Source organism: Allobosea sp. 67-29, assembly GCF_001898115.1.
Taxonomy (GTDB): domain Bacteria; phylum Pseudomonadota; class Alphaproteobacteria; order Rhizobiales; family Beijerinckiaceae; genus Allobosea.
The window spans coordinates 567,955-590,954 of record NZ_MKSQ01000026.1; the positions used below are offsets into that span (position 1 = coordinate 567,955).

At 64.3% G+C, this 23,000-nt stretch carries 28 protein-coding genes, 1 tRNA gene and 1 pseudogene; 14 read left to right on the top strand and 16 right to left on the bottom strand.

All coding sequences use genetic code 11. From position 1 onward, the window contains the following. Window positions 1-3: 3 nt before the first annotated feature. The 3 genes from BGO20_RS21710 to BGO20_RS21720 are packed head-to-tail and all read left to right on the top strand — an operon-like array spanning window position 4 to window position 4,060. A complete protein-coding gene (locus BGO20_RS21710) occupies window positions 4-1,626 on the top strand; it encodes a dipeptide ABC transporter ATP-binding protein (protein ID WP_291659545.1) in 1,623 nt (540 codons plus the stop codon). Window positions 1,627-1,643: 17 nt separating this feature from the next. Next, on the top strand, window positions 1,644-2,864 hold the full coding sequence (locus BGO20_RS21715) for a M20 family metallopeptidase (RefSeq protein ID WP_291659546.1): 1,221 nt from the start codon (window positions 1,644-1,646) through the stop codon (window positions 2,862-2,864). After that, window positions 2,861-4,060: a M24 family metallopeptidase gene (locus tag BGO20_RS21720; RefSeq protein WP_291659547.1), complete on the top strand. Its 1,200-nt coding sequence runs from the start codon at window positions 2,861-2,863 to the stop codon at window positions 4,058-4,060. Before BGO20_RS21715 ends, BGO20_RS21720 begins: the two co-directional genes overlap by 4 nt. Before the next feature lie 89 nt (window positions 4,061-4,149). Here BGO20_RS21720 and BGO20_RS21725 read toward each other — a convergent pair whose 3' ends face one another. From BGO20_RS21725 to groES, 8 genes are all read right to left on the bottom strand, one after another. Beyond that, window positions 4,150-4,533 (bottom strand): cupin domain-containing protein, encoded by a 384-nt coding sequence (locus BGO20_RS21725; RefSeq protein WP_291659548.1) that lies wholly within the window; start codon window positions 4,531-4,533, stop codon window positions 4,150-4,152. 481 nt (window positions 4,534-5,014) lie between these two features. After that, a complete protein-coding gene (locus BGO20_RS21730) occupies window positions 5,015-6,202 on the bottom strand; it encodes an ABC transporter ATP-binding protein (RefSeq protein ID WP_291659549.1) in 1,188 nt (395 codons plus the stop codon). A gap of 14 nt (window positions 6,203-6,216) precedes the next feature. Beyond that, window positions 6,217-7,044 (bottom strand): carbohydrate ABC transporter permease, encoded by an 828-nt coding sequence (locus BGO20_RS21735; protein WP_291659550.1) that lies wholly within the window; start codon window positions 7,042-7,044, stop codon window positions 6,217-6,219. Next, window positions 7,044-7,991 (bottom strand): carbohydrate ABC transporter permease, encoded by a 948-nt coding sequence (locus BGO20_RS21740; protein WP_291659551.1) that lies wholly within the window; start codon window positions 7,989-7,991, stop codon window positions 7,044-7,046. Before BGO20_RS21740 ends, BGO20_RS21735 begins: the two co-directional genes overlap by 1 nt. Window positions 7,992-7,995: 4 nt before the next feature. Next, on the bottom strand, window positions 7,996-9,228 hold the full coding sequence (locus tag BGO20_RS21745) for an ABC transporter substrate-binding protein (protein ID WP_291659552.1): 1,233 nt from the start codon (window positions 9,226-9,228) through the stop codon (window positions 7,996-7,998). A gap of 578 nt (window positions 9,229-9,806) precedes the next feature. Continuing rightward, the gene (locus tag BGO20_RS21750) at window positions 9,807-10,022 is read right to left on the bottom strand and encodes a hypothetical protein (protein ID WP_291659553.1); all 216 of its coding nucleotides are present in this window, start codon (window positions 10,020-10,022) and stop codon (window positions 9,807-9,809) included. A 71-nt stretch (window positions 10,023-10,093) separates the two neighbouring features. Continuing rightward, entirely contained in the window at window positions 10,094-11,719 is a 1,626-nt protein-coding gene (gene groL, locus BGO20_RS21755) for a chaperonin GroEL (protein WP_291659554.1), read from the bottom strand. Between the two features lie 56 nt (window positions 11,720-11,775). Then, complete coding sequence (gene groES / locus BGO20_RS21760) at window positions 11,776-12,090, bottom strand: co-chaperone GroES (RefSeq protein ID WP_100962244.1); 315 nt, start codon at window positions 12,088-12,090, stop codon at window positions 11,776-11,778. Between the two features lie 262 nt (window positions 12,091-12,352). Between groES and BGO20_RS21765 the strand changes: the two genes are divergently transcribed. The 3 genes from BGO20_RS21765 (at window position 12,353) to BGO20_RS21775 (ending at window position 13,726) form a co-directional block, all read left to right on the top strand. Further along, window positions 12,353-12,622 carry an usg protein gene (locus BGO20_RS21765; RefSeq protein WP_291659555.1) on the top strand — a complete coding sequence of 90 codons (270 nt, stop codon included), beginning with the start codon at window positions 12,353-12,355 and terminating at the stop codon, window positions 12,620-12,622. A 173-nt stretch (window positions 12,623-12,795) separates the two neighbouring features. After that, a complete protein-coding gene (locus BGO20_RS21770) occupies window positions 12,796-13,089 on the top strand; it encodes a DUF982 domain-containing protein (protein WP_291659950.1) in 294 nt (97 codons plus the stop codon). A gap of 148 nt (window positions 13,090-13,237) precedes the next feature. Continuing rightward, window positions 13,238-13,726 (top strand): phosphatase PAP2 family protein, encoded by a 489-nt coding sequence (locus tag BGO20_RS21775; RefSeq protein ID WP_299858786.1) that lies wholly within the window; start codon window positions 13,238-13,240, stop codon window positions 13,724-13,726. Here the strand turns inward: BGO20_RS21775 and BGO20_RS21780 are convergent. Further along, window positions 13,642-13,899 carry a hypothetical protein gene (locus BGO20_RS21780; RefSeq protein WP_291659962.1) on the bottom strand — a complete coding sequence of 86 codons (258 nt, stop codon included), beginning with the start codon at window positions 13,897-13,899 and terminating at the stop codon, window positions 13,642-13,644. The genes BGO20_RS21775 and BGO20_RS21780 overlap by 85 nt on opposite strands. Before the next feature lie 84 nt (window positions 13,900-13,983). Between BGO20_RS21780 and BGO20_RS21785 the strand changes: the two genes are divergently transcribed. From BGO20_RS21785 to BGO20_RS21795, 3 genes are all read left to right on the top strand, one after another. Beyond that, a complete protein-coding gene (locus BGO20_RS21785) occupies window positions 13,984-14,193 on the top strand; it encodes a cold-shock protein (RefSeq protein WP_291659556.1) in 210 nt (69 codons plus the stop codon). Window positions 14,194-14,394: 201 nt separating this feature from the next. Continuing rightward, window positions 14,395-14,634 carry a hypothetical protein gene (locus tag BGO20_RS21790; RefSeq protein WP_291659557.1) on the top strand — a complete coding sequence of 80 codons (240 nt, stop codon included), beginning with the start codon at window positions 14,395-14,397 and terminating at the stop codon, window positions 14,632-14,634. Between the two features lie 64 nt (window positions 14,635-14,698). Further along, window positions 14,699-15,532, top strand: a complete 834-nt coding sequence (locus BGO20_RS21795; protein ID WP_291659558.1) for a transglutaminase-like domain-containing protein — start codon at window positions 14,699-14,701, stop codon at window positions 15,530-15,532. Window positions 15,533-15,636: 104 nt separating this feature from the next. Here the strand turns inward: BGO20_RS21795 and BGO20_RS21800 are convergent, their stop codons facing one another. Both BGO20_RS21800 and BGO20_RS21805 read right to left on the bottom strand, forming a co-directional pair. Further along, window positions 15,637-15,906, bottom strand: a complete 270-nt coding sequence (locus BGO20_RS21800; protein WP_291659559.1) for a hypothetical protein — start codon at window positions 15,904-15,906, stop codon at window positions 15,637-15,639. A 75-nt stretch (window positions 15,907-15,981) separates the two neighbouring features. Then, the gene (locus BGO20_RS21805) at window positions 15,982-16,257 is read right to left on the bottom strand and encodes a hypothetical protein (RefSeq protein WP_291659560.1); all 276 of its coding nucleotides are present in this window, start codon (window positions 16,255-16,257) and stop codon (window positions 15,982-15,984) included. A gap of 17 nt (window positions 16,258-16,274) precedes the next feature. Here BGO20_RS21805 and BGO20_RS21810 point away from each other — a divergent pair, with 17 nt between their 5' ends. The 3 genes from BGO20_RS21810 to BGO20_RS21820 all read left to right on the top strand — a co-directional run bounded on the left by BGO20_RS21810 (window position 16,275) and on the right by BGO20_RS21820 (window position 17,841). Further along, window positions 16,275-16,646 carry a hypothetical protein gene (locus BGO20_RS21810; RefSeq protein ID WP_291659561.1) on the top strand — a complete coding sequence of 124 codons (372 nt, stop codon included), beginning with the start codon at window positions 16,275-16,277 and terminating at the stop codon, window positions 16,644-16,646. 398 nt (window positions 16,647-17,044) lie between these two features. Then, a complete protein-coding gene (locus BGO20_RS21815; RefSeq protein WP_291659562.1) occupies window positions 17,045-17,467 on the top strand; it encodes a hypothetical protein in 423 nt (140 codons plus the stop codon). 104 nt (window positions 17,468-17,571) lie between these two features. Continuing rightward, complete coding sequence (locus BGO20_RS21820; RefSeq protein ID WP_291659563.1) at window positions 17,572-17,841, top strand: DUF1488 family protein; 270 nt, start codon at window positions 17,572-17,574, stop codon at window positions 17,839-17,841. Between the two features lie 414 nt (window positions 17,842-18,255). Here the strand turns inward: BGO20_RS21820 and BGO20_RS21825 are convergent. From BGO20_RS21825 to BGO20_RS21840, 4 genes and pseudogenes are all read right to left on the bottom strand, one after another. Beyond that, a pseudogene (locus BGO20_RS21825) lies at window positions 18,256-19,007 on the bottom strand (IS5 family transposase); the annotation flags it as partial. 353 nt (window positions 19,008-19,360) lie between these two features. Further along, window positions 19,361-19,437 (bottom strand) — tRNA-Arg (locus BGO20_RS21830). A gap of 157 nt (window positions 19,438-19,594) precedes the next feature. Further along, window positions 19,595-19,960 carry a phosphoribosyl-ATP diphosphatase gene (gene hisE, locus BGO20_RS21835; RefSeq protein WP_291659565.1) on the bottom strand — a complete coding sequence of 122 codons (366 nt, stop codon included), beginning with the start codon at window positions 19,958-19,960 and terminating at the stop codon, window positions 19,595-19,597. A 149-nt stretch (window positions 19,961-20,109) separates the two neighbouring features. After that, complete coding sequence (locus BGO20_RS21840; RefSeq protein WP_291659568.1) at window positions 20,110-20,319, bottom strand: hypothetical protein; 210 nt, start codon at window positions 20,317-20,319, stop codon at window positions 20,110-20,112. 244 nt (window positions 20,320-20,563) lie between these two features. On the opposite strand from BGO20_RS21840, the gene ykgO reads away from it, so the two are divergent. Together ykgO and BGO20_RS21850 are read left to right on the top strand one after the other, a co-directional pair. Next, window positions 20,564-20,689 carry a type B 50S ribosomal protein L36 gene (gene ykgO, locus BGO20_RS21845; RefSeq protein ID WP_055726794.1) on the top strand — a complete coding sequence of 42 codons (126 nt, stop codon included), beginning with the start codon at window positions 20,564-20,566 and terminating at the stop codon, window positions 20,687-20,689. 143 nt (window positions 20,690-20,832) lie between these two features. Continuing rightward, window positions 20,833-21,465: a tetratricopeptide repeat protein gene (locus tag BGO20_RS21850; RefSeq protein WP_291659570.1), complete on the top strand. Its 633-nt coding sequence runs from the start codon at window positions 20,833-20,835 to the stop codon at window positions 21,463-21,465. 40 nt (window positions 21,466-21,505) lie between these two features. Here the strand turns inward: BGO20_RS21850 and pyk are convergent, their stop codons facing one another. Further along, entirely contained in the window at window positions 21,506-22,945 is a 1,440-nt protein-coding gene (pyk, locus tag BGO20_RS21855) for a pyruvate kinase (RefSeq protein WP_291659578.1), read from the bottom strand. Between the last annotated feature and the right edge of the window lie 55 nt (window positions 22,946-23,000).

Sequence of the window (23,000 nt, forward strand, 5' to 3'; positions counted from 1 at the left end):
GCGATGCGCGAAACGATCCTCGACATCGCCGGCTATGGGCTCGACTACGCGACACCGTCGGGCTTCACCCGCGCGCTCGACGATGTCTCGCTCTCGATCGCCAGGGGCGAAGTTCTCGGCCTCGTCGGTGAATCCGGCTCGGGCAAGACCTCGCTCGCCTGGGCGATCATGCGCTATCTGCCGGCGACGGCCCGCGAGACGGGCAGCATCCGGCTGACAGGGCAGGACCTGCTGAAGGCTTCGGAAGCCGAGATCGATGCGATCCGCGGCCGGCGCATCGGCATGGTCTTCCAGGACCCGAGCACCTCGCTCAACCCGACGCTGCCGCTCGGCGAGCAGCTTGCCGAGGTGCTGGTGCGCCATCGCGGCCTGACGCGGAAGCAGGCCTGGGCAGAGGGCGAAGCGCGCCTCGCCCATGTCGGGCTCAAGGTGCCCCGGCAGATGATGCGGCGCTATCCGCACGAGGCTTCCGGCGGCGAGAAGCAGCGCGTCGTCATCGCCACTGCCTTCGCCTGCCAGCCGGAATGCATCATCTTCGACGAGCCGACCACGGCGCTCGACGTCATCACCGCCCGGCAGATCCTCGAACTGTTCAAGGAATTGCAGGCCGAGACCGGCGTCGCCTCGCTCTATATCTCGCACGACCTCGCTCTGGTCTCGCAGATCGCAAGCAAGGTCGCGGTGATCCACCGTGGCCGGATTGTCGAGCAGGGCGCCGTTGGCGACGTCTTCGCCCGGCCGCAGGACGCCTATACGAAGAAGCTGCTCGCCGCCGTGCCGCGCCCTGACCATCGCCTGGTCGGGATGGAGGCTCCCGAAGCGGCCACGCCCCTCGTCGAGGTCGAGAAGGTCAGCGTGCTCTATGGCCGCAAGCCTTTCCTTGGGAGACTTCTCGGCCGGGCGAACACCCAGTTCACCGGCAATCGCGAGGTCAGCCTCTCGGTGATGCCGGGCGAGATCCTCGGCATCGTCGGCGAATCCGGTTCCGGCAAGTCGACGCTTGCCAAGGCGATGACCGGCCTCAATCGCTTCGAGGGCGAGATCCGCTTCGCCGGCCGCCGCATCACCGGCCTTTCCGATATGGACCGGGCCTACCGCCGCGAGGTCCAGATCATCTTCCAGCATCCGGATTCCTCGCTCAATCCGCGCCAGCGCATCCGCGAGATCCTGTCGCGGCCGCTCGCGCTTTATGGCGAGCCGGGCTCCCGGCGAGACGCGGCGGCGATCGGAGAATTGCTGGAGCAGGTGCGCCTGCCGGCCGCTTATGCCGATCGCTACCCGCACCAGCTCTCCGGCGGCGAGAAGCAGCGTGTTGCGATCGCCCGTGCCTTCGCTTCCAAGCCGAAGCTCGTGATCTGCGACGAAATCACCTCGGCGCTCGACGTGTCGGTTCAGGCTTCCGTCGTTGAATTGCTCGTCGACCTGCAGAAGCGTTTCGGCACGGCCTATCTCTTCATCACCCACGATCTCAACCTGGTGCGCCAGATCGCCCACCGGATCGCGGTGATGTATCGCGGCGACCTCGTCGATCTCGTCGATATCGCGACGCTCTCGACCGGCCCCCTCCATCCCTACACCCGATCCCTGCTCGAGGCCGTGCCCGCCCCGGCCACGGCTGCCGCCTGACATCAGAGGCCACACGCATGAACCCGCGCGACCTGATCCATTCGCTCGACGAGAAGGCTTGCCTGGCGCTGCTCTCGGACTGGGCGAAGCACAAGAGCTATTCGGAAACCGAAGGCGAGAAGGCGCTGGTCCGCCACGTCGTCGGCCAGATGAAGGCGATGGGCATTGAGGCGGAAGAACAGCCTTTCGACGACGGGCGCCGTGCCAACGCCATCGGCCGCTGGAAGGGCACCGGCGGCGGCAAGAGCCTGCTGTTCAACGGCCATCTCGACACCAACCCGGCAACCGAAGGATGGACCGTCGATCCCTGGGGCGGCCTCGTCGACGACGAATTCATCTATGGCATCGGCGTCTCCAACATGAAGGCGGGCGACGCCGCCTCCTATTGCGCGGTCAAGACGCTGGTCGATGCTGGTGTGAAGCTGAAGGGCGACGTGATCCTGACCTATGTCGTCGGCGAACTGCAGGGCGGCGTCGGCACGGTCGCGGCGATCCGCAACGGCATCCGCGCCGACTACTTCGTCAACAGCGAGCCGACCGACGTGCAGGCGGTGACCATGCATGCCTGCGCCTTCTCCTTCGTGATCGAGCTCATCGGCAATACGCGGCATCTCTCCAAGCGGGAGCAGGCCGTCGACGCCATCATGGCGGCCTGCGACCTGATCCCGCGCCTCAACGCGATGACCTTCAGCGGCGCTCGCTCGCCCGAGCATGAATCGATCAATCGCGTCCATGTCGGCGTCGTCCACGGCGCGCTCGGCAAGGAACTGCATGAGTGGCGCGCACCGCAGGTGGCGGATTACTGCAAGCTCAAGGGCTCCGGCCGCTACGCACCCGGACAGACGCAGGAGGGCGCGCTCGCCGACATGCAGCGCGAACTCGCCGCGCTGGAACAGCGCTTCCCGGGACTGAAGACCTCGATCCGCGTCGAGAAGAAGGAAGGCCACCAGTCGATGCCGGCCTTCGAGGTCGCCAGGGACGCCCGCATCGTGAAGGTCGTCAACGCGGCCTACGAGGCCGTGCGCGGCGAGAAGCAGCCGACCGGCGCGATCAAGCCGCCGGGCTTCTTCGGCACCGATGCCGGCCATCTCTATGCCGAGGCCGGGATGGAAGGCATCGTCTGCGGACCGGGCGGGCGCTACAACACCATGCCCGACGAGCGCGTCGAGATCCGCGATTTCCTCGACATGGTCCGCATCTACATGCTGGCGATCCTGGATATCTGCGAGGTCGCGTGAGCCCTCCCTTTACCCGCGAGGAATTCGCCGGGCGGGTCGCCAAGGCCCGCGCCGCGATGGCCGCGGCCGGTGCAGACGTTCTGCTCGTCGATCATGCCGAGCTCCTGGCCTGGCTGACCGGCTATACCGTCTCCGAGACGATGTATCGCGCGGCTTTTCTCCCGCAGGACGGCGAGCCCTGGTTCGTGCTGCGCGAGCTCGATGCCGGGCCGTGCCGGGCCGCTTGCTGGTTCTCCGACATCGTTGGATATGCCGATGCGGACGAGCCGCATGCGGTGATGGCCGCGGAACTGCACCGCCGCGGCCTGGCGGCCGGCCGGATCGGGGCCGACCATGGCTCCTATGGTTTCACCGCCGCGACACGCGACCGGCTCGCGGCGTTGCTGCCGCAACTGCATTTCGTCGACCTGCCCGCGGCGAGCGACCTGCTCAGAGCAGTGAAGTCGCCAGCCGAGATCGCCCTGATCGCGCAGGCCGCCCAGATCGCCGACACGACCATGTCCGCGATCGTCGCGCAGGCCCGTCCGGGGCTTTCCCCGCGCGCCGCCGCCGCTATCGCTGCCGCCAGCTTCCTCCGCAACGGAGCCGACACCGGCGAAACCGGGCCGATTGTGCCCGGCGTCGGAGACCACGAGTTCCTGCATGGCGTCATGACGGCTCGGCCGCTTGGGGATGGCGACATCCTGCACGTCGAGTTGATCCCGAAGGTCCGCAACTACGGCGCACGCCTGATGCGGCCTGTTCTGATCGGTGAGGATCGCCGCGGGCTGGCACCGCTCGCCGGACGCCTTGTCGCTCTGCAGGACCGACAGCTCTCGGCCATGAAGCCGGGGGCCATCGCTCGCGATGTCGATGCCATCCTGCGCGAGGCCGTTGTCGCGGAGGGGCTGCGGCCAGCCTATGACAACGTGACCGGCTATACGCTCGGTCTCTACGGCCGAACCCCGCGACCCAGCGATTTCTCCCGCGTTTTCCTGCCAAACGCGCGCTGGCGGCTGGAGGAGGGCATGGTCTTTCACATGTACGTCTCTGCGGGCGGCCTGGGCTTCAGCGAGAGCGTCGTCGTCGACGCGGAAGGCGGACGGCGCCTGACGAATGCGCCGCGCGCGCTCCTTTCCGCCGATCCGGGCGAACTCGCGACGAGTCGGCCATGGCCGGCTTCAGCGAGCCGGCCCGCGTCGCGACGCGCCGTGTGAGGCGGAACTCGCCATGGTACGGATCCCAGCCTCCGCATCTGGCGCTTGCTTGCTGCCGGCAGCCCTTCCGTCCAAAGATTGCCCGGTTCCTAGAGGTCAACCTGCAGCCAGCGCGGCCCGGTGTGCACGTCGATTGTCTGCAGGCGCCCGGGCCCTAGATTCTCGAAGCGGTGCGGGACGCCCGCCGGCCCGAGCAACACATCTCCGGCCGTTGCATCGATGACGGTGTCGCCGACGAAGAAGCGCGCATTCCCTGCCACGACGATGAAGATTTCGTCATAAGGGTGGACGTGGAGCCGCGGTCCTTCGCCCGGCGTCTCGTTGCCATAGGCCAGCACGGTGCACTGTGCATTCAGCACCTCGCCCTGGACATTCCCGCGCCACGGCCCGCCGGCCTCGGGATCGAACAATCGCGCCTTGGCGGCGCTCCGCCCGTCCGGTTTGACCGTCGAGAGATCGAAATCCTTGCGCATCTCGGCATGCCTCCTGCTCTTCATCATTGATGCTGGCGGGCCTGCCCGATTGCGGCAGGATACGCCAGGCGAGCCATCATGGCGAAAGCGAGGAGGCCCATCCACGTGCGCAAAGGACAGTCGCCGGAGCAGCCGCGGGGGCGGTCATTCGCTCGTCGGGACGGCGTTGCGGGGGAACGCAAGAGAGCCGTTACGGCATCGCTCTCCCGCCGCAACCCGCTTCAGGCCCGCGCTGACTCGCTTCGCCCCGCGTCAGAGATATCACCGGCTTTCATGCAAGGAACGTCCGACTTCCCGCCTCTGCAGTCAGAGATAGTCCGGCGCAGTTCCTCGGCGGCGAACTTCGTCCTGCTCCGGTGAGCCCAGCGGTCGGCAGGTGTGTGCCGGCGGTCAGCAGGATGCTCGCCCCCGGCAAGCGCATCTCGAAGCAAGCCTAGCTCATCCTTGTCAACAGGATGACGCCTTTCATCATTCGGGTTCGTCAGTTCGCGGTTGCGGGCTCGCCGCTGAGACGCTGGCCCGTCTCAGCCGAGAACAGCACCGCCTCCGACAGGTCGAGCCCGATCGTCACAGCCGCCCCCGGCGCGAGCTCGCTGTAGCCGGGTGCCGTGATCATGACCTCGCCGGCAACCTGGTCTTCCTCCTCATGGGCGGTGCGCGCCCGAGCGAGCCCGACCGCGACGACGGACTCGGCGCCGACATGCTCGACGAAGCTGACCAGGCCGGAAAGTCCGTGTGCCTCGCCGGGCGAGGCTATCCTCAGCGCGCCGGGCCGGATGCCGAGGAGAACGGCCCCGCCACCTGCCGTGCGAGCGGCAGGTAGCAGTCGGACCGGCAGCGGCAGCAGCGCCTCGCCGATGCGGATGGCCTCGCCTTCGACGCGGGCTTCGATCAGGTTCATAGGCGGCGTGCCGATGAAGCGGGCGACATAGGTGTTCGCCGGAGACGTGTAGATCTCACGCGGCGTACCGAACTGCTGGATGACGCCGTCGCGCAGCAATGCGATGCGCGTGCCCATCGTCATCGCCTCGACCTGATCGTGCGTGACGTAGACGAATGTGCCGCCAACCCGGCCGTGAAGCCGCGTGATCTCGGCGCGCATCGCCGAGCGCAGCTTGGCGTCGAGGTTGGAGAGCGGCTCGTCCATCAGAAAGACCTCGGGCTTGCGCACCATAGCGCGCCCGAGCGCGACACGTTGGCGCTGGCCGCCGGAGAGCGTGCGCGGATAGCGGTCGAGCAATTCGGTGAGCGAAAGCGTCTTCGCGGTCCTCTCGACGAGTTCGCTGACTTCGGGCGAACGCTCGACGCGCCGCTTGGCCAACCCGCCGATGAGGGGGATATGAAACCACCATTTGAACTGCCGCATGATCAGCGGGAAGGCGATGTTCCGCCTGACCGTCATATGCGGATACAGCGCGTAGGACTGGAAAACGAAGGCCATGTCTCGGGCGCTGGGGGGCAGTTGGTCGACGCGCCGGCCTCCGACATCGATCTCGCCGGAGGTAACGGTCTCGAGCCCCGCGAGCATGCGCAGCAGCGTGGACTTGCCGCAGCCGGAGGGGCCGAGCAGGACGAGAAACTCGCCATCCTCCACCTTGAGGTCGATATCGGCGATCGCGACCTTCGAGCCGAAATGCTTTGCGACGTGGTTGAGCGTGATCGAGGCCATGGCTGTTCTGTTCCTCAGCCCTTGACGCTGCCGGCGGTCATGCCCGCCACGACATAGCGCTGGACCATCAGGTAGAAGGCGACGGCGGGCAGCGTGTACATCACGCCGATGGCCATCACGGTGTGGATCGGGGTCGAGAGTTCACCGACGAAGCTGGCGAGGCCGACCGAAGCAGTGCGCAGTTCCTGGCTGAGGATCAGCGTCTGGGCGAAGACGTATTCGTTCCAACCGTGGAAGAACGCGATGACGGAAGCCGCCGCCAGCGTCGGCGCCACCACCGGCAGTACGATCCCGAGCACGATGTCGAGCCGCGAGCAGCCGTCGATGCGCGCCGCTTCCTCGATCTCCAGCGGAACGCCGTCGATGGCGCCCTTGAGGATCCAGGTGATGACAGGAACCGTGAAGGCGGCGTTCGCCAGGATGAGGCCGCCCAGCGTGTCCAGCAGCAACAGCTTGGCGAAGATCGCGTAGAGCGGCACGACCAGCATCGCCTCGGGCAGCATCTGCGTGGCGAAGAGGACGAAGCCCAGCAGGCCCTTGCCGTGGAACTTGAAGCGCGAGAGCGCATAGGCAGGCAGGATGGCGAGCAGGATCGAGAGCACCATGGTGCCCACCGCCACGATCGCGCTGTTCTTCAGCCAGAGCAGCACGCCGGTCTTGGCGAAGGTCTCGGCATAATTGAAGCCCTGAGCCGGGTCGGGCAGCATTTGCGGTCGGTCGGCGAACAGGTTCGCCGAGGAGGTCAGCGACGTGACCACCATCCAGTATATCGGGAACAGCGCCGCGCTCAGCAGCACCATGATGAGCGCCATGCGCAGCGCGTGGGAGGCAGGGGTTTTCATCAGCGGCGCCCCTGCGCGCGCTCCGTGCGCTGCGTGTACCAGAAGTAGACGAAGGTCACGACGAGCGCGATGGAAAGCCCGATCATGCCGACGGCCGCCGCCTCGCCCAGCTCGCGGGTGACGAAGCCGCGGGTGTAGAGCTCGATGACCAGCGTCTTGGTGGCGCCGATCGGCCCGCCCTGCGTCATCACCCAGATCAGGTCAAAGCGGCGCAGCGACCAGATGGTGACGAAGAGCGCCAGCAGCGCCACCGTCGGCTGGATCGTCGGCCAGACCGCGACCTTGAAGATGCTGAAGCGATCGGCCCCGTCGATCTGGGCGGCCTCGCGCACCTCTTCCGAGACCCCCTGCAGCGCCGCAAGGAGCACCACGGAGGAGAAGGGAAAGATCTGCCAGACCGTGGTGAACAGGATGGCCGGCAGGGCCAGCTTTGGATTGTCCAGCCAGCTCTCATAGCCGATCTCGAGATCGAGCAGCTTCAGCGCATGGTTGAAGATGCCGTATTGTGCGTTCAGCATCCAGGCGAAAATAGTCGCCACGGCCACGGGCGGGGCCGCCCAGGGCACGGTGACGAGCGCCCGCGCCAGGCCGCGGCCGCGGAAAGGACGGTCGAGCAGCAGCGCCGCGCCCAGCCCCAGCGAGATCGCGAAGACGACGCAGGCAACCGTGTAGATCAGCGTCGTCCAGAGAACCGAGGCGAAATCGCTGGAGGAAGCGAGGTCGTGATAGTTGCGCAGGCCGACGAAGCGGGCGTCCTGCGGGGCCAGCAGCGAGCTCTGCTGGAAGCTCAGCACGAACTCGCTGACCAGCGGGTAACCCTGGAACACCGCCAGATAGAGCGCGACGGGCGCGATGAAGAGATAGGGCGTCCAGCGGCTCTCGCGATCCCGCCCTCCGCTATGCGGAGGGCGGCCGGCCACTGCCCTCGCGGGGCTGGCGGAACTCATGGCCTCACTGCCGCTCGATGCGCTTCAGCGCCAGCGACTGGGCCTCGTCCAGCGTCTTCCGAACATCGGCGTTGCCGACGAGGATCTTCAGCACCTGCTCGACGACGATCTGCTGGATTTCCAGCGTCTTGGTCTCGAAGCCGAGCACGAGCTGGGGCAATGCATAGGGCGTCTGCGCGTCATAGACGGCGAGCCAGGGCGCACGCTCCAGATCGGCCTTGGGCCGCTCCACCGGCGTCGCGACGCTGGCGGCGCCGAGAATGCCCTGCAATTCGGCCTGCGCTGCCGGCTGCAGCATCCAGTTGACGAAGACGCCGCAGGCCTCCTTGTTCTTGGTGTTGGCGTTGACCGAGAGCGAGGTCAGGATCAATCCCTGCTGCCGGTTAGGGAAGGGCGAGGGCGCCGCCTTGAAGCCGAGATTGGGGTTCTGCGCGGCAAAGATGCCGGCGACGCCGCCATTGTCGATGTTCATGGCGATCTTGCCTTCCCAGAACATCCGCCGGTAGGTCGCGGCATCCGCTCCCTTCGGGATCACGCCGGCATCGTAGACCTGCTTGTAGGCGGTGATGGCCTCGACCACCTTCGGGCTGTTCAGAGTGAGCTGCTTGCCGTCTGCCCAGTTGCCGCCGAAGCCGTAGACATAGTTCGTCAGGTCCTGCCAGAAGCCGGAGCGCTCCGGCATCGTCGCGCGGAAGGCATAGCCGAAATTGCCTTTGCCCGTCGCTTCCTTGGCGGCAGCAAGGAATTCCGGGAAAGTCTTGGGCGGCTCGCCACCCTTCAGCAGCGCGGGGTTGTAGATGAGCTGGTAGTTCGCGAGCTCGAACACCACGCCGTAGCGCTTGCCTTCGACATTCAGGAACTTGTCAGGCGCCTGGAATGTGTACTTGCTCGCGTCGACGAGGTCGTCGATCGGCAGGATGCGCTTGGCCGGCAGCGCGGCGAAGAAGTCGGTCTGGTCGAAGCGCACGAGGTCCGGCCCGCCCCCGCCGCCCATCTGGGTGAAGACGGTGTTGGCGAGCTGCGAGAACGGGATCGCGACCGGCTGGACCTCCACCTTGTCCTGCGAAGCGTTGAACTTCTCGATCCAGGCCTTGAGTTTGTCGCCGCGGCCGGCTTCGGCGAAGGTCGCCGCCGCAAAGGTGATGGTGGTCTTCCCCTGCGCCAGAGCGCGGGTGGCGCCGAGGGCGGCGGTAGCGCCGGCGGCCGCCAGAACGGCGCGGCGGGTGATTGTCGTCATGGCTTCCTCCATTGTCCCGTCGGGCGGGTTATCTTTGGTGCAGCGAGCATCGCCGTAGCAGTGTCCGCACAACCGGCGATGATCGGGCGCGCGGTTCGGAATGGCGGCGAGCAGACTCCTGTTTGAAAGTCGAGGAGATGCCGTTGGCCGCCTCAACGGCCCATCCCGATCTCCCAAGCTCCGCGCTTCTCCGCAATTCACGCGCGGCACGGTTGAAAAGCGACGATAGACATTTTGTGACATTTTACAAGACGGCGGATGTTCTCTTATTGGTGATCGGCCGGCGAACTCGGCCGTGCAGGCCCGAATTCCAGCCTCGATGTGAGGACCATCGTCAGCGCGAGGCGCGCGCTGGGAACCGGCAATTTTATCTGTCACGGTCCAGCGGCAAAGCCGGGCACCGATACGCGCCGAGTTTGCGAAGCGACATCGCAATCAATTGCGCCGGCTAATCGAATGCCGCTTGCTCAGGCCGTTGGGTTTTGGAAGGCGGATGTCCTTGGGTTCCTGCGAGCCGTCGGTCATGTCGGGTGTCTATGCGATTGAGAGAATACCGTGGATTCCACGCGGCCTCTCGTCTAGGCCTTCTCGCGAAACCGGTCGATCGCACGCCGTGCGAGATCGTCCTCGTCGAGCGCCAGGGGAACCAGCGAAGCCACGATATAGGCGAGGTTGTTGCGTTCCTGTTCGACAGAGCCCGCCGCAAGAGACGGTTTGAGTTCCGCCCATGCCTTTTCGAGAGCGGCCTCGGCACGGGCCAGGTCGATGGGATCAGTCAGCGATGAAAAGGGCATGGCTTCCCTCGGGATGCCTAGGCAATCACGGCGTCGGGAGGGCGCCGCGAGGCCGCGGCGCCCTCGTTTTCTCAATAATCCATGCCGCCAGCAGGCATGGCGGGCGCCGGATCCTTCTTCGGCGCCTCGGCGATCATCGCCTCGGTGGTGATCAGCAGACCTGCGACCGACGCCGCATCCTGGATCGCCGTGCGCACGACCTTGGTCGGGTCGATGATACCGGCTTTGACCAGATCGCCGTACTCGCCGGTCTGGGCGTTGTAGCCCCAGGCGTAATCCTGCGCTTCGAGCAGCTTGCCGACCACGACGGCGCCATCGCCGCCGGCATTCTCGACGATCTGGCGCGCCGGAGCGGTGATCGCCTTTCGCACGATCTCGATGCCGGTGCGCTGGTCGTCATTGCCGGGCACGAGCCCTTCGAGCGCCTTGACCGCGCGCAGAAGCGCAACGCCGCCGCCTGGCAGGATGCCTTCCTCGACCGCGGCGCGGGTCGCGTTGAGGGCGTCATCAACGCGGTCCTTCTTCTCCTTGACCTCGACCTCGGTCGCGCCGCCGACGCGGATGACCGCGACGCCGCCGGCGAGCTTGGCCAGGCGCTCCTGGAGCTTCTCACGGTCGTAGTCCGAGGTGGTCTCCTCGATCTGGGCCTTGATCTGGGCGACCCGGGTGTCGATCTCGGCCTTCTTGCCGGAACCATCGACAATGGTCGTGTTCTCCTTCTCGATCCGGACCTTCTTGGCGCGGCCGAGCATGTCGAGCGTGACGGTCTCCAGCTTGATGCCGAGATCCTCGCTGATCGCAGTACCGCCGGTGAGGATCGCGATGTCCTCCAGCATGGCCTTGCGACGATCACCGAAGCCCGGAGCCTTGACGGCCGCGATCTTGAGGCCGCCGCGCAGCTTGTTGACGACGAGCGTGGCGAGAGCCTCGCCCTCGACATCCTCCGCCACGATCAGCAGCGGCTTTCCGGTCTGGACGACTGCCTCCAGCAGCGGCAGCATCGTCTGGAGCCCTGAGAGCTTCTTCTCGTGGATCAGGATGTAGGGGTCTTCCAGTTCCGCGACCATCTTCTCGGTGTTGGTCACGAAATAGGGCGAGAGGTAGCCGCGGTCGAACTGCATGCCCTCGACGACGTCGAGCTCGGTCTCGGCGGTCTTGGCCTCCTCGACGGTGATGACGCCCTCGTTGCCGACCTTCTTCATCGCCTCGGCGATCATCTCGCCGATCGTCCGGTCGCCATTGGCGGAGATGGTGCCGACCTGCGCGACCTCCTCCGAGCCGGTGATGGTCTTGGAATGCTCGCCGAGCGACTTCGTCACCGCCTCGACGGCGAGATCGATGCCCCGCTTCAAATCCATCGGGTTGATGCCGGCGGCGACCGCCTTGGCACCTTCGCGGACGATCGCCTGGGCGAGCACGGTCGCGGTCGTGGTACCGTCACCGGCCGCGTCGTTCTGCTTCGAGGCCACCTCGCGCACCATCTGGGCGCCCATGTTCTCGAACTTGTCGGAAAGCTCGATCTCCTTGGCGACAGTGACGCCGTCCTTGGTGATGCGCGGCGCGCCGAACGACTTCTCGATCACGACGTTGCGGCCCTTCGGACCGAGCGTGACCTTCACGGCGTTGGCCAGCGTGTCGACGCCGCGCAGCATCCGCTCGCGCGCGTCCTGCGAAAACTTCACGTCCTTCGCAGCCATGATTCCTCACTCCTTCAGACTTGAGGTTTCAGGTTGATGATCCGGATGAGGCCCCGTCAGGCGGCCTTCTTGAGGGTCGCGGTCGTCTCGACGACGCCCATGATGTCGGATTCCTTCATGATCAGGAGATCCTGGCCATCGATCTTGACCTCGGTGCCGCTCCATTTGCCGAAGAGCACGCGGTCGCCGACCTTGACGTCAGGCGGCACGAGCTTGCCCGTCTCGTCGCGCGCGCCGGCGCCCACGGCGACGACCTCGCCCTCCTGCGGCTTTTCCTTGGCTGTATCGGGGATGATGATCCCGCCCTTGGTCTTCTCCTCGGCGTCGATGCGCTTCACGACGACGCGGTCATGCAGTGGCCGAAACTTCAGAGTTCCTCCAGTTTCCATGTCGGTCACATGTCAAAGCGGGCAGGCCCTGAACGGGTCTCGCGGCGAGGTTCCGCGCGCCCCTGAGGCGCCGTGCCCGCGCGATGATCTAGGTTGCCCCATTTTTGCCTTCAAGAGGCTGGCAGCACTTTTTTTGATCGAGTGCTAACAGACTGAAAAGGCAGCATAAACGCAACCTTTCGGCTTGCCAGGACGTTGAGAATCCGCTGCCATCGGCGCAGTGAAAACCAAGGAGCTGAAAGGAATGGCTTCGACGGACTTTGCCCGCCAGATCGCCGGCTACGGATTGACCACCGCCGGGATTCTCTACCGCCTTCCCGACCACCCTTCGATCCTGCAGGAATACATCTGGCAGGACTACGATCTCGCCCCGCGCTTCCCCGAGCTCAACAAGTTCCTCGCCTTCTGGCAGGCCAGGCTCGACGGCAAGCTGTTTAGCATCACCGTCGCTCACAAGGACCTGATCGGCCCCGCCGACCTCAACGCGGTGAGTGGCGAATTTCGGCTCCAATGACATCGATGTTTCGGCGGGCTTGATCCGGCGAGAACGCATCCCAAAATCAAAGGAGCTGCAGACGGCGTAACGCGCTCAACGCGGCGATCAACTAAACCGGATCCATGTTGCTTCCAGGAGGATATGGCTATGGCAACGTTGGCGATCGCTCCCCGCCGAGGGAGGACTGCATGATGACAACTGACGACTTCGAAAGGCCGGTCGTGATCCTGACCGGGCTCGGGCACCCGGCGGCGATCGCATCCGCGATGGAGGCCTACATGTTCCTGGCCGACTGGCCGATGAACAAACGCGATGCGGTCCACGGCTTCGCGCTGAAGGCTTGCCTGGCGGCGATCCGCGGAGAGATCGAAGCGGATACGGCGCGCGGCCTGTTCGCGTCATGGGCGGAAAAGCATGATCTTCTCGCGCCCGACGTCGCTGCATTCGCTGGAGGTCGCAGGGAAGGCTCGCGCGGCCACGCCTGACGACAAGCCCGGCGCCGCCTTAGCGGGGCTGGGCGACATCTGAGGCCAAGGCGCCGTGTATAGGACCTGAATGTTCCGTAGCGCGAGATTATCGTGGTTTCGAATTCCTTGCATCCGCTTGGAGGTCAGCGAATGCGAGGAAAGAACCATGCGGGCGCTCGCGCAGAGTATTCCTGACGGGACGGTCCGTGTTGCCAAGTCCTTGGGATGGGCCTGCGATGCCCGAGCGTTATTGGGCGGGGGCGCAATCTGGGGGCTCGTCTCGCCGCCTGGGAAACGCCGAACCGCTCTCCGGTATATCGCCGTTTTCACCACGACCACGGCTCTCCATCACGCGATCAAGAGATTTATCGATCAGCAACGACCAGATCGCCTCATCCAAACCAGAGAAAAGCATGCTCTGGTCGGCCGGGCGAGCGATGCTTTTCCATCCGGGCACGCGATGCATGCCGGCGCCTTCGCGTCGTTTCTAACCGGTTCTGAGACCGGTTCGCCGCCATGGCTCTGGAGCGCCTTCGGAGCTTTGGCAATGACGCGTGTCGCTGCCCTGGCTCATTGGCCTTCAGGAGTCGCGGCGGGGTTTGCGGCCGGGGTCGTGGTCGAAAGATTGTGGCGGTGCATTCGCCCTCGGCGATGAGCGCCGGCGACGCGCTGTAAGGAGCTGCCGATGGAAAATAATAGCGGCAACGTTTTCGCCATCTGCGACTGCCACAAAAGAATTTTCTTGCGTTTTTGAAAGTCATCATCTAGATATAAACGCATCGAGATTGCTTGGTTGGTTTTTGTTTTACCGCGCTCTGGGCGCGGCATCGATGATCCCCCCTTTCAAAATCGTTCTGAACTCGCCTGACATCCTGTCGGGGAGCGACAGAGTTTGCCAGAAGGAGGGTTTTCATGACCACCGGCACTGTGAAATGGTTCAACTCCACCAAGGGCTTCGGCTTTATCCAGCCCGACGATGGCGGTCAGGACGTGTTCGTCCACGTCTCCGCCGTCGAGCGGGCCGGCATGCGGGAGCTCCGCGAGGGCCAGAAGATCGGGTTTGAGGTCGCTCGCGACAACAAGTCCGGCAAGATGGCCGCGGAGCAGTTGCAGGCTGCGTAATCAGGCCATGTGTCATCGGCGACCACGGATGTACTGGCGCCTTGACCATAGCCATAGGAAAGGCCGGGCCCATGCTCGGCCTTTTTTGCTTTTGAGGTCGCCCGCGATCAGCGATCCGGACCGGGCTGCCTCGATACAGCCGGCAGGATGCACACAGCATCCGCTCGCGCCAGTGCTCGAACACAAATCAAGGAGAACGACATGCTTCAACAATCCAAGCAGCGGATGACTGCCGACAATCAATTTCTCAAGCTCCAGACCAAATCGCTGGCGAAAGGTCGGATGAACTCGGAGATGGATAGCATCATCCAGCAGCGTGCCGAAAACACCGCCCGCCTGCGCGGCCTTCGGCTTGCCAAGCAGGCGCAAGACCAGGCCCTGGCTCTTGCATCGCCGCCACTCAAGACGAAGCGCCCGAAGGTGTCTAAAATCTCGGCATAGCATCCCGGAACCCGGCTTGGCGGCCGCGTGTTGCGGTCTCACCCATTCAGGTGAGAAGGCATCCATGGACATTCGCGTCGGCTATCGGGTCGAGATCAGCACAATCCAGGCTGTTCCCGGCATCCTGCTCCTCGATCCGCATCCGGGCCGACAGGCGGATTTCTTGAGTGAGCCAAACCCGCGCGCCGTGTCGATCGCTGACGGTAGCGAGGTGCCCGTCGAAGAGTATACGGACGGCTTCGGCAATCTCTGCCGCAGGCTCGTCATTCCCGCGGGCGGCGCGATCTTCACCAACGACATGGTGGTGCGGGATTCCGGTCTGCCCGATCAGTTCGACCAGACTGCAGCGGAGATATGGCCTCCCGATCTGCCGCCCAACGTGATCGAATACATGCTGCCGAGCCGATATTGCGAGGTCGACGAGCTGTCGGCTACGGCTTGGGGTCTGTTCGGGAGTTTCGCACCGGGCTGGAACAGGGTCCAGCGGATCTGCAACTACGTGAACGCACAGATCCGTTTCGACTATCAGTGCGCGCGCAGCACGCGGACAGCCGCCCAGGCCATGAACGAGCGGGTCGGCGTCTGCCGCGACTTCACGCATCTGGCTATCGCATTGTGCCGGGCGATGAACATTCCGGCGCGCTACTGCAACGGGTTTCTCGGCGACATCGGCGTTCCTCCCGATCCGGCGCCCATGGATTACAACGCCTGGTTCGAGGCTTATCTCGGCGGGACGTGGTGGACCTTCGACGCGCGACATAACGTGCCGCGCATCGGTCGCATTCTCGTGGCGCGCGGGCGCGACGCAGCCGACATCCCGATGGTCCATACCTTCGGTCCGCACATGCTGAACCGCTTCGAGGTGATAACCGAAGAGGTCGCCCCAAAGGTCGCCTAGGGCTACGGATCGTCGTTTCGAGGGCGCATTGCCATGTCACCACTCATATATTGTGGCTGACCAGAGGCGACTGTAAACCGCCGCGCATTCGTTTGCGGTATCTCTCACGTCTTGCTGAGTATGCGGTTCAAGGTATCGGTAATCGGATTTTGGTCGCTTTTTCGGCGCCCGAACGAACTGGTCTTCCCGGGCAGCACGATCTGCCCTTCGCCTATGACGCGTTCGCGGTCATCGTTTCCCTTCACGCGATACTGGGGTTCGCCGTTCATGCGCGTGGGCAGAACCCGGGTTATGGCATAGGTGCCGGTGGCGCTCTGGTCGTGAAAGCCGAATGCGAGGCTGACTCGGTCCCCGACCTTGAAATGATGCGACATGTCTCGCTCCTTGGTTTGATGCCCTCTGGAGCCGAGAGCGAGCTGAGTATCTTTCTGACGCGCCGATGCGGGACCTCAGCCCGTCAATGGATGGTCGGAAAGCAGAGGTGTGCCCGCAATCAAATTGCGTAAGCCAGTCCTGACAGTTTGAACGGTGAACTCGGCCAAGGCGGCTTCATCGGTCGCAAATTCAGCGAGCCATATGGTCCAGCCGCCATCGGTATGGACAAGCTCAGGGGTCCACCCGCCGGACCAGGCCATCTGATAAATCTCGACCTGGACCGTGATGCCACCTTGATGAAAACTTTGGCTCAGCGAGGACCGCCTCGTTTCATTCTTGTCGAGCTGCATCACAGGCTCGGTACCCCTTGATGCTGATGGTGCAAACGCTCGCTGGGACTAAGGTTGATCAAACAGCCCTGTCGAGCACGCGCAAAGGCCGTGCGGCGGCCGCCATATTGGTCAGTCCAGTAGGTCACGGCGCGTTCGATCGCTGTATCCCGATCGCAATGGAAAAGAACCTTGCCGCAGATCTCGCCGGGTTCGGTATGCGCTGTTTCGATAATCGGCTGGTCCGCGGGGAGGTCGGCACCGTCGCGCCGGATCGCCCTGCCGTCGCCGGGTTGCATGATGTTCTCGATTATGATTGCCGGCCGAAATGCTCGGGCGGAGGAAAGCGCGCAAAGGCAGCGTTACTTTCAGGAAGCGCCTTATTCGGGCGGATAGCAAGAAATACCTGATTGATCGCGCTTTGCGCGCATAGCGATAAACTCGCTGTCAAGCCGGACGGAACGCGAATGGCTGTCGTGCCGATGCGCGGAACTTACCGGCTGTTATCACATGAGGGCAACGCCTTGCTTCAATCTCAGATTTGTTCGGAACTGCCGCCCCATGCGCTGAAGTGGCGTTGGCCAGACGCGGATTTCAGCGCACTCCTGTGAACCGAGGTGCATCCATTCCGCGAAGCTGTCTTCAGCCGGCGCCTACCCCGATCGCGTCGGCGGCGTTCGACTACCATCATCGAGAGATTCGGAAGCGCCAAGTAAGGTAGAATTCAATCATTCAATCGATCGTTTTTTCTCGAAACTCAGTGATATTCGTCATATTGAAATAATACTACGATATTATTCTCATTGCCTTGCGAAATAAAATCGAGCATATTATATTACAATATCTCGAAACGCATCGAGATATTGCTTTGAGCATTTGCGCGAAGCGCCCCGATTTGGGCCAACCGGAGCCCGTCCATGACAAATATTTCCAGCAGCTGGTTCATTTATCGCGCTTGGGCCGCGGATCGCCATCTGGTTTGGTTCGCGCATGGCGGCCTCATCGCCGCATTCGCGCTGGCCTTCGCGCTCGTCCTGAAATGATGTCTGTCATTCATCCGGATCTGGAAAAGGCTCGGCTTGCAGCAGCCGTCTACGCTCCGGCACCGGAGGCGTCTGCGCTGGTCTATGGATTGATCGGCATGGCACTCTGCAGCGTCGGCATGTGGGGCGCAGGTCTGTTTTATGATTTGCCTTTGATGCCCCACTTGTCGTTGGTGGTTGCGGGTTAGCTGATCGCGTTTCCGACCGGGATTTTGCTGAGAAATACGCGGAAGAGACGCCATGTCGATGCCTATCAGGTTGAGCTGGCGCGTCTCGTCGGAGGGTGCAGATCATGAGCCTCGACTTTCCCAACGCGATCCGGCGTTACGAACCTGCTCGCGGTTGCGTGAGCTTCTGGGGTTCCGAGGCATCACTGGAAATCATGTTCCAGATCGAGCTAGATGTTCTGCGGAGTTTAAGCCCCGCTATTATCGACGGAAGCGAGAGTTCGTTCCTCGTCGCATTCGACCTCAATAGATCAGCGATATTGGGGGCCGCTCGCGCCGCCTATTCAAAAAAGCGCGGGGGCTATCATCGGCTGTCGGCAGGCAACTTCAGCTAGCAATGGTCGGAGGTTACCGGTTGCACATGAAGGAGCGCCGCCGGCGACAGGTGGCGCTTCGACCTGCTCGCATGGCGACTTTGCGTTTGACCGGCCGTCATCTATCGCAGGAGGACGCAACATCATGGGCGAACGGCGAGAACTATATCGCAGTCCCGCGGGCGACTGCTGGTTTCTGGGGCGGGAGCCGACGAGCGGTGCAGCCTTCGTGATCCATCAACCGAACGGCCCAGGAGGCGGCCAACTGTCACATATGGAGTTGGGAGCCTTCCTCGTCTCCGGAAAGTCGGACCGTCCCGAGCAACGGGCCTTGCTCCGTCTCATCGGCACGCTCGTGGACGTTCCTCCTTACGCGGATCGGGCATGACGTCGTGATCCCGGCCGCCGACCAAGCTGTAGGGTCGAGACTGAACGCAGCCAATAGGCGACGAGAGCAGCGAGGCAAAGCGAAGCCAAATAGTTCCTGGCGAGCTTGTCGTAGTGTGTTGCGATGCGCCTGAAGTCCTTGAGCCGACAGAACATACGTTCGATGGCATTGCGGTCGCGATAGCGTTTGCGGTCGAAGGGGCGGAAGAACCTGCGGTCATTCTTGTTCGGGATGACCGGTCGCATGCCCCTGCCGACGAGATCTTCGCGGACCGCGTCGCTGTCGTAGGCCTTGTCGGCGAGCAGCTCGTTTGCCGGTGGAGCGGCGTCGAGCATGATGGGTAACATCCTGAGGTCTGCGGCTTGTCCGGGCGTCAGTGCGAGGACGAGAGGCCCGCCCCTACCGTCGCTTAGGGCATGGATCTTAGTCGTTCGACCACCTCGTGCGCGACCAATCGCCTGACATTGCTCCCCCCTTTTTCAGCGCCCGCCGCCGAGCGGTGCGCCTTGATGTGGGTGCTGTCGGCGAGAAGCTGCCGGTGCGTGCGCCTGTCTTCGGTCAGAGCCGCGTAGATGCTCTGCCAGATGCCTTTCCGGGACCAGCGATTGAAGCGGTTATAAACCGTCGTGTAGGGCCCGTATTCAACCGGGCAGTCGCACCGGCGGCAGCCCCATCGAAGCACATGCACGATCCCGCTCAGAATGCGCCGGTCGTCGACCCGCGGTGGGCTGCCATAATGCGGCAGCAGCGGCTCAATCTTCGACCATTGCTCGTCATTCAACCAGAACAATCGGCTCATGAAGCTAAAATCTCCCATGAGCCGATTGAAATCCGCTGAGTTTAGACCCTAGATCGTTCAGTGACGATGAATCAGTCCGTTATATCGAGCCGTTTTGCACCTTCGGGAATCTGGGAATTGGGGTCCGTCAACCGCCGTGTGGCGCTCCCCGACAACGGTCATCAAAGACAATGCAGATATCGTCTGTCGAGACAGCTTTAACGGTATCGCGCCTGACCTTGGAACTGTGCGATCCCGACGACAATGCTCTTCCCGGCCAGCTTCGAACCGCGCAAAACGGTCCTAAAAACCAGTCCTGACGCCCCTTGCGAGGCGGTCCCAAAAACCGGCATTTATCGAGGAAAAGCAGTGAATGGCGCGCCCGAAAGGATTCGAACCTCTGACCCTCAGATTCGTAGTCTGATGCTCTATCCAGCTGAGCTACGGGCGCGTCTCAGAGCGTCAAGACGCTTGTGCGTCTGGCCTGATGAGGGGGACATAGCCGCTCGCTTTCGTCTTGGCAACCGGAAAATCGCAAGCCGCCAGGACGAGCTTCCGCTGTGGATATCCAGCCGTGTGGCGTTTGCCATCAGGCTGGCGCCGACCACCTAACCGATGGCGAGCTTCACCCGGTCCGGTCGCTTGGACCGGGCAGCGGGCCGCGCTTTCGGAAGCTTCTCCGCAATGCCGTAGAGGCGTTCGCGGCGGTCCAGCTCGCTCCAGATCTCGTCAGGTTCGATACCCAGGGCGGTCCAGAGCGCGACGAGATTGTAGATCAGGTCGGCACTCTCCAGGATCGTCTCGCGCCGCTGGCCCTGCAGCGCCGCGATGCCGGTCTCCACGGCCTCCTCCGCGACCTTCTTCGCCATTTTCGGCAGGCCGTCGCCAAACAGCTTGGCCGTGCGCGAACGGGCGGGATCGCCATCACGGGCCTGCCCGATGGCCGCATGGAGCCTCTGGACCGAATCAGTCATGCCGGCAGCCTCGGCCGGTCAAATGAGAGTTTGATGACAGCCGGGACTGGATGACGACGCCACGGCGCGCGGCACGCGCAAGGTGCCGAAGCGTCCCCGGGCAGGCCGCAAGCGCCCGGCAGGCCGCCGGGACGGGTTGATGAATGCGGTCAGCGTGTCGCGCGGCGCGTCGCCCTGACGACGCTCGGACCGGAGACCGCGCCTGCGGCTCCGCCGACCACCGCGCCGACCGGCCCGGCCACGACAGCCCCCGTGCCTGCTCCGACGGCGGCGCCGCCGATGCGCTGTTCCACCGTGTTGCCGCAGCCCGCCAGCATCAGCGTGACGGCCAGGGCGGAAGCGAGAAAGGGCAGGCGCATGTTCTTTTCTCCGGAAGGGCGAGGATCGAAACGCCATCTTGTCCGTCAGGTTCCCTCAAAGGAAAAGCGGATTTCCCGCGCGCAGCCTCGCGATCGCTCTTGCGATCCACGGAAAAATCCGTATACAGCCGGCATCGCATCAGTCGCACCATTGTCATGGGCGATGAGGGCCGAAGGGCTCGCTTCGCAGACTGTCCGTTTTTGACCGGCGCATTCGCGAGGATGGGCCGATGGAGTTGGTACGATGAAGATCCGCAATTCGCTGAAGTCGCTGCGTGCGCGCCATCGCGACAACCAGCTGGTGCGCCGCAAGGGCCGCATCTACATCATCAACAAGGTCCAGAAGCGCTTCAAGGCGCGCCAGGGCTGAGCTTCCTCCGCGGCCTGCAAGGCCGCGCGGCAAGCCGGAATGTTGCGAAGCGGGGCGCCGGATGGCGTGCCCGCTTTTTGCGTCTGCTCGCCGCTGCGTGAATTGACCGTGGGGCCGGGCGGGCTACAGTCGGGCGCATGAGCATGCTTCGTATCAGCTCCGCCGTGCTGGCCCTGTCGCTGGCCGCCACTGGTGCCGGCGCGCAGCCGACGCCGCCGCAGCGACCGGGCTCCGTCGCGCCATCGGACAAGATGGACAATCCGTCCGAGCCATCGGCTCCTGCCGCGCGCACGCCCGCGGCAACGCTCGACCGGCTGTTCCAGCGCCTGCACGATGCGACGTCCCCAGAAGAGGCGAAGGGCATCGCCAGCCTGATCCAGCGCCGTTGGGCACGCTCGGGCTCGGATACGGCGGATCTGCTGATGACCCGCGCGCAGCAGGCGCTGAAGTCGAAACAGACCGAGCTCGCCATCGAATTGCTCGATCGCGTCGTCAGCCTGCAGCCGGACTGGGCCGAGGCCTGGAACCAGCGGGCCAACGCGCTCTATATCGCCGGAGATCCGCTGCGCTCGATGGTCGACATCGGCGAAGCGCTGAAGCGGGAGCCGCGCCATTACGGCGCGATGATGGGCCTCGGCATCATCCTGCGCCAGCAGGGCGACGACAAGGGGGCGATGATTGCCTTCCGCAGGGCGCTGGCTGTCTATCCGGAGCTGGATACGGCCAGGAAAGCCGTCGATTCCCTGAGATACGAGGTCGACGGCCGCGAGATCTGATCAGGTCCCGTCTGCCGGAATCGGCTCCGGCACGCCCGCCTCATGCCTTTGCGACATGTTCCTGCGCGACGAAGGCGATGCGGACCATGTTGGTCGCGCCGGGCGTACCGAAGGGCACGCCGGCGACGACGATCACGCGATCGCCAAGCTTGGCGTAGTGCTCGCGCACCGCGAACTTGCAGGCCCGGAACGCCATGTCGTCGGCATCGCTGGCGTCCTTGGTGACGATAGCGTGGACGCCCCAGACCAGGGTGAGGCGCCGCGCGGTCGCCCGGTTCGGCGTCAGCGCGATCACCGTCGAGTTCGGCCGCTCGCGCGCGATGCGGAAGGCGGTCGAGCCGGAGGAGGTCCAGGCGCAGATCGCCTTGAGGTTCAGGGTCTCGGCGATCTCGTGGGCGGCCTTGGCGATGGCGTCGGCGCCAGTGGCCTCCGGCTCGTTGCTCTGCGAATCGAGGATCGAGCGGTAGACCGCGTCGTTTTCGACCTCCTCGGCGATGCGGTTCATCATCGTCACCGCCTCGACCGGATACTGGCCGGCGGCGCTCTCGGCCGAGAGCATCACGGCGTCGGCGCCCTCGAAGACGGCGGTCGCGACGTCGGATACCTCCGCGCGGGTCGGCACCGGGCTGGTGATCATGCTCTCCAGCATCTGCGTCGCGACGACGACCGGCTTGCCCTTGAGCCGGGCCATGCGGGTCAGGCGCTTCTGCGTGCCCGGCACCTTCTCCAACGGCATCTCGACGCCGAGATCGCCGCGCGCCACCATGATCGCGTCGGAGGCGTCGATGATCTCCTCCATCCTCGTGACGGCCTGCGGCTTCTCGATCTTGGCCAGCGCCAGGGCCCGGCCGCGCACGATCTTGCGCAATTCCGCCATATCCTCCGGCCGCTGCACGAAGGACAGCGCGATCCAGTCGACGCCGACCTCGGCCGCGACCTCGGCATCGGCCCGGTCCTTCTCGGTCATCGCCGAGACGGCGATGGTGGTGTCGGGCAGGCTCACGCCCTTGCGCGAGGAGAGCCGCCCGCCGACCAGCACCTTGGTCACGGCCTGCTCCGGGCTCGCTTTCTCGACGACGAGGCGCAGCTTGCCGTCGTCGAGGATGAGATGATGGCCGGGCTCGAGCGCGCTCAGGATTTCGGGATGGGGGAGGTGGACGCGCTTGGCATCGCCCGGCGAAGGATCGGAATTGAGGACGAACCGGGCGCCCTTCTCAAGCATGGCACCGCCATCGCCGCCGAACTGGCCGACGCGCAGCTTCGGCCCCTGGAGATCGGCGAGAATGCCGACCGGCCTCCGGAACTTCGCTTCCAGCCCCCTCAGCATCGCGATCTTCTCGGCCAGGGTCTCGCGCTGGGTATGGCTCATATTGATGCGGAAGACGTCGACGCCGGCTTCGAAGAGCTTGGCGCACATCTCCTCCGTCGCGGAGGCGGGCCCCAGCGTGGCAATGATCTTGATCCGGCGTTCGCGCTTCATCGTCTTCCCCCGCAGCCGGCCTCGCACCGGCGGCTGTTCTCTCGTTCTGCCTGGA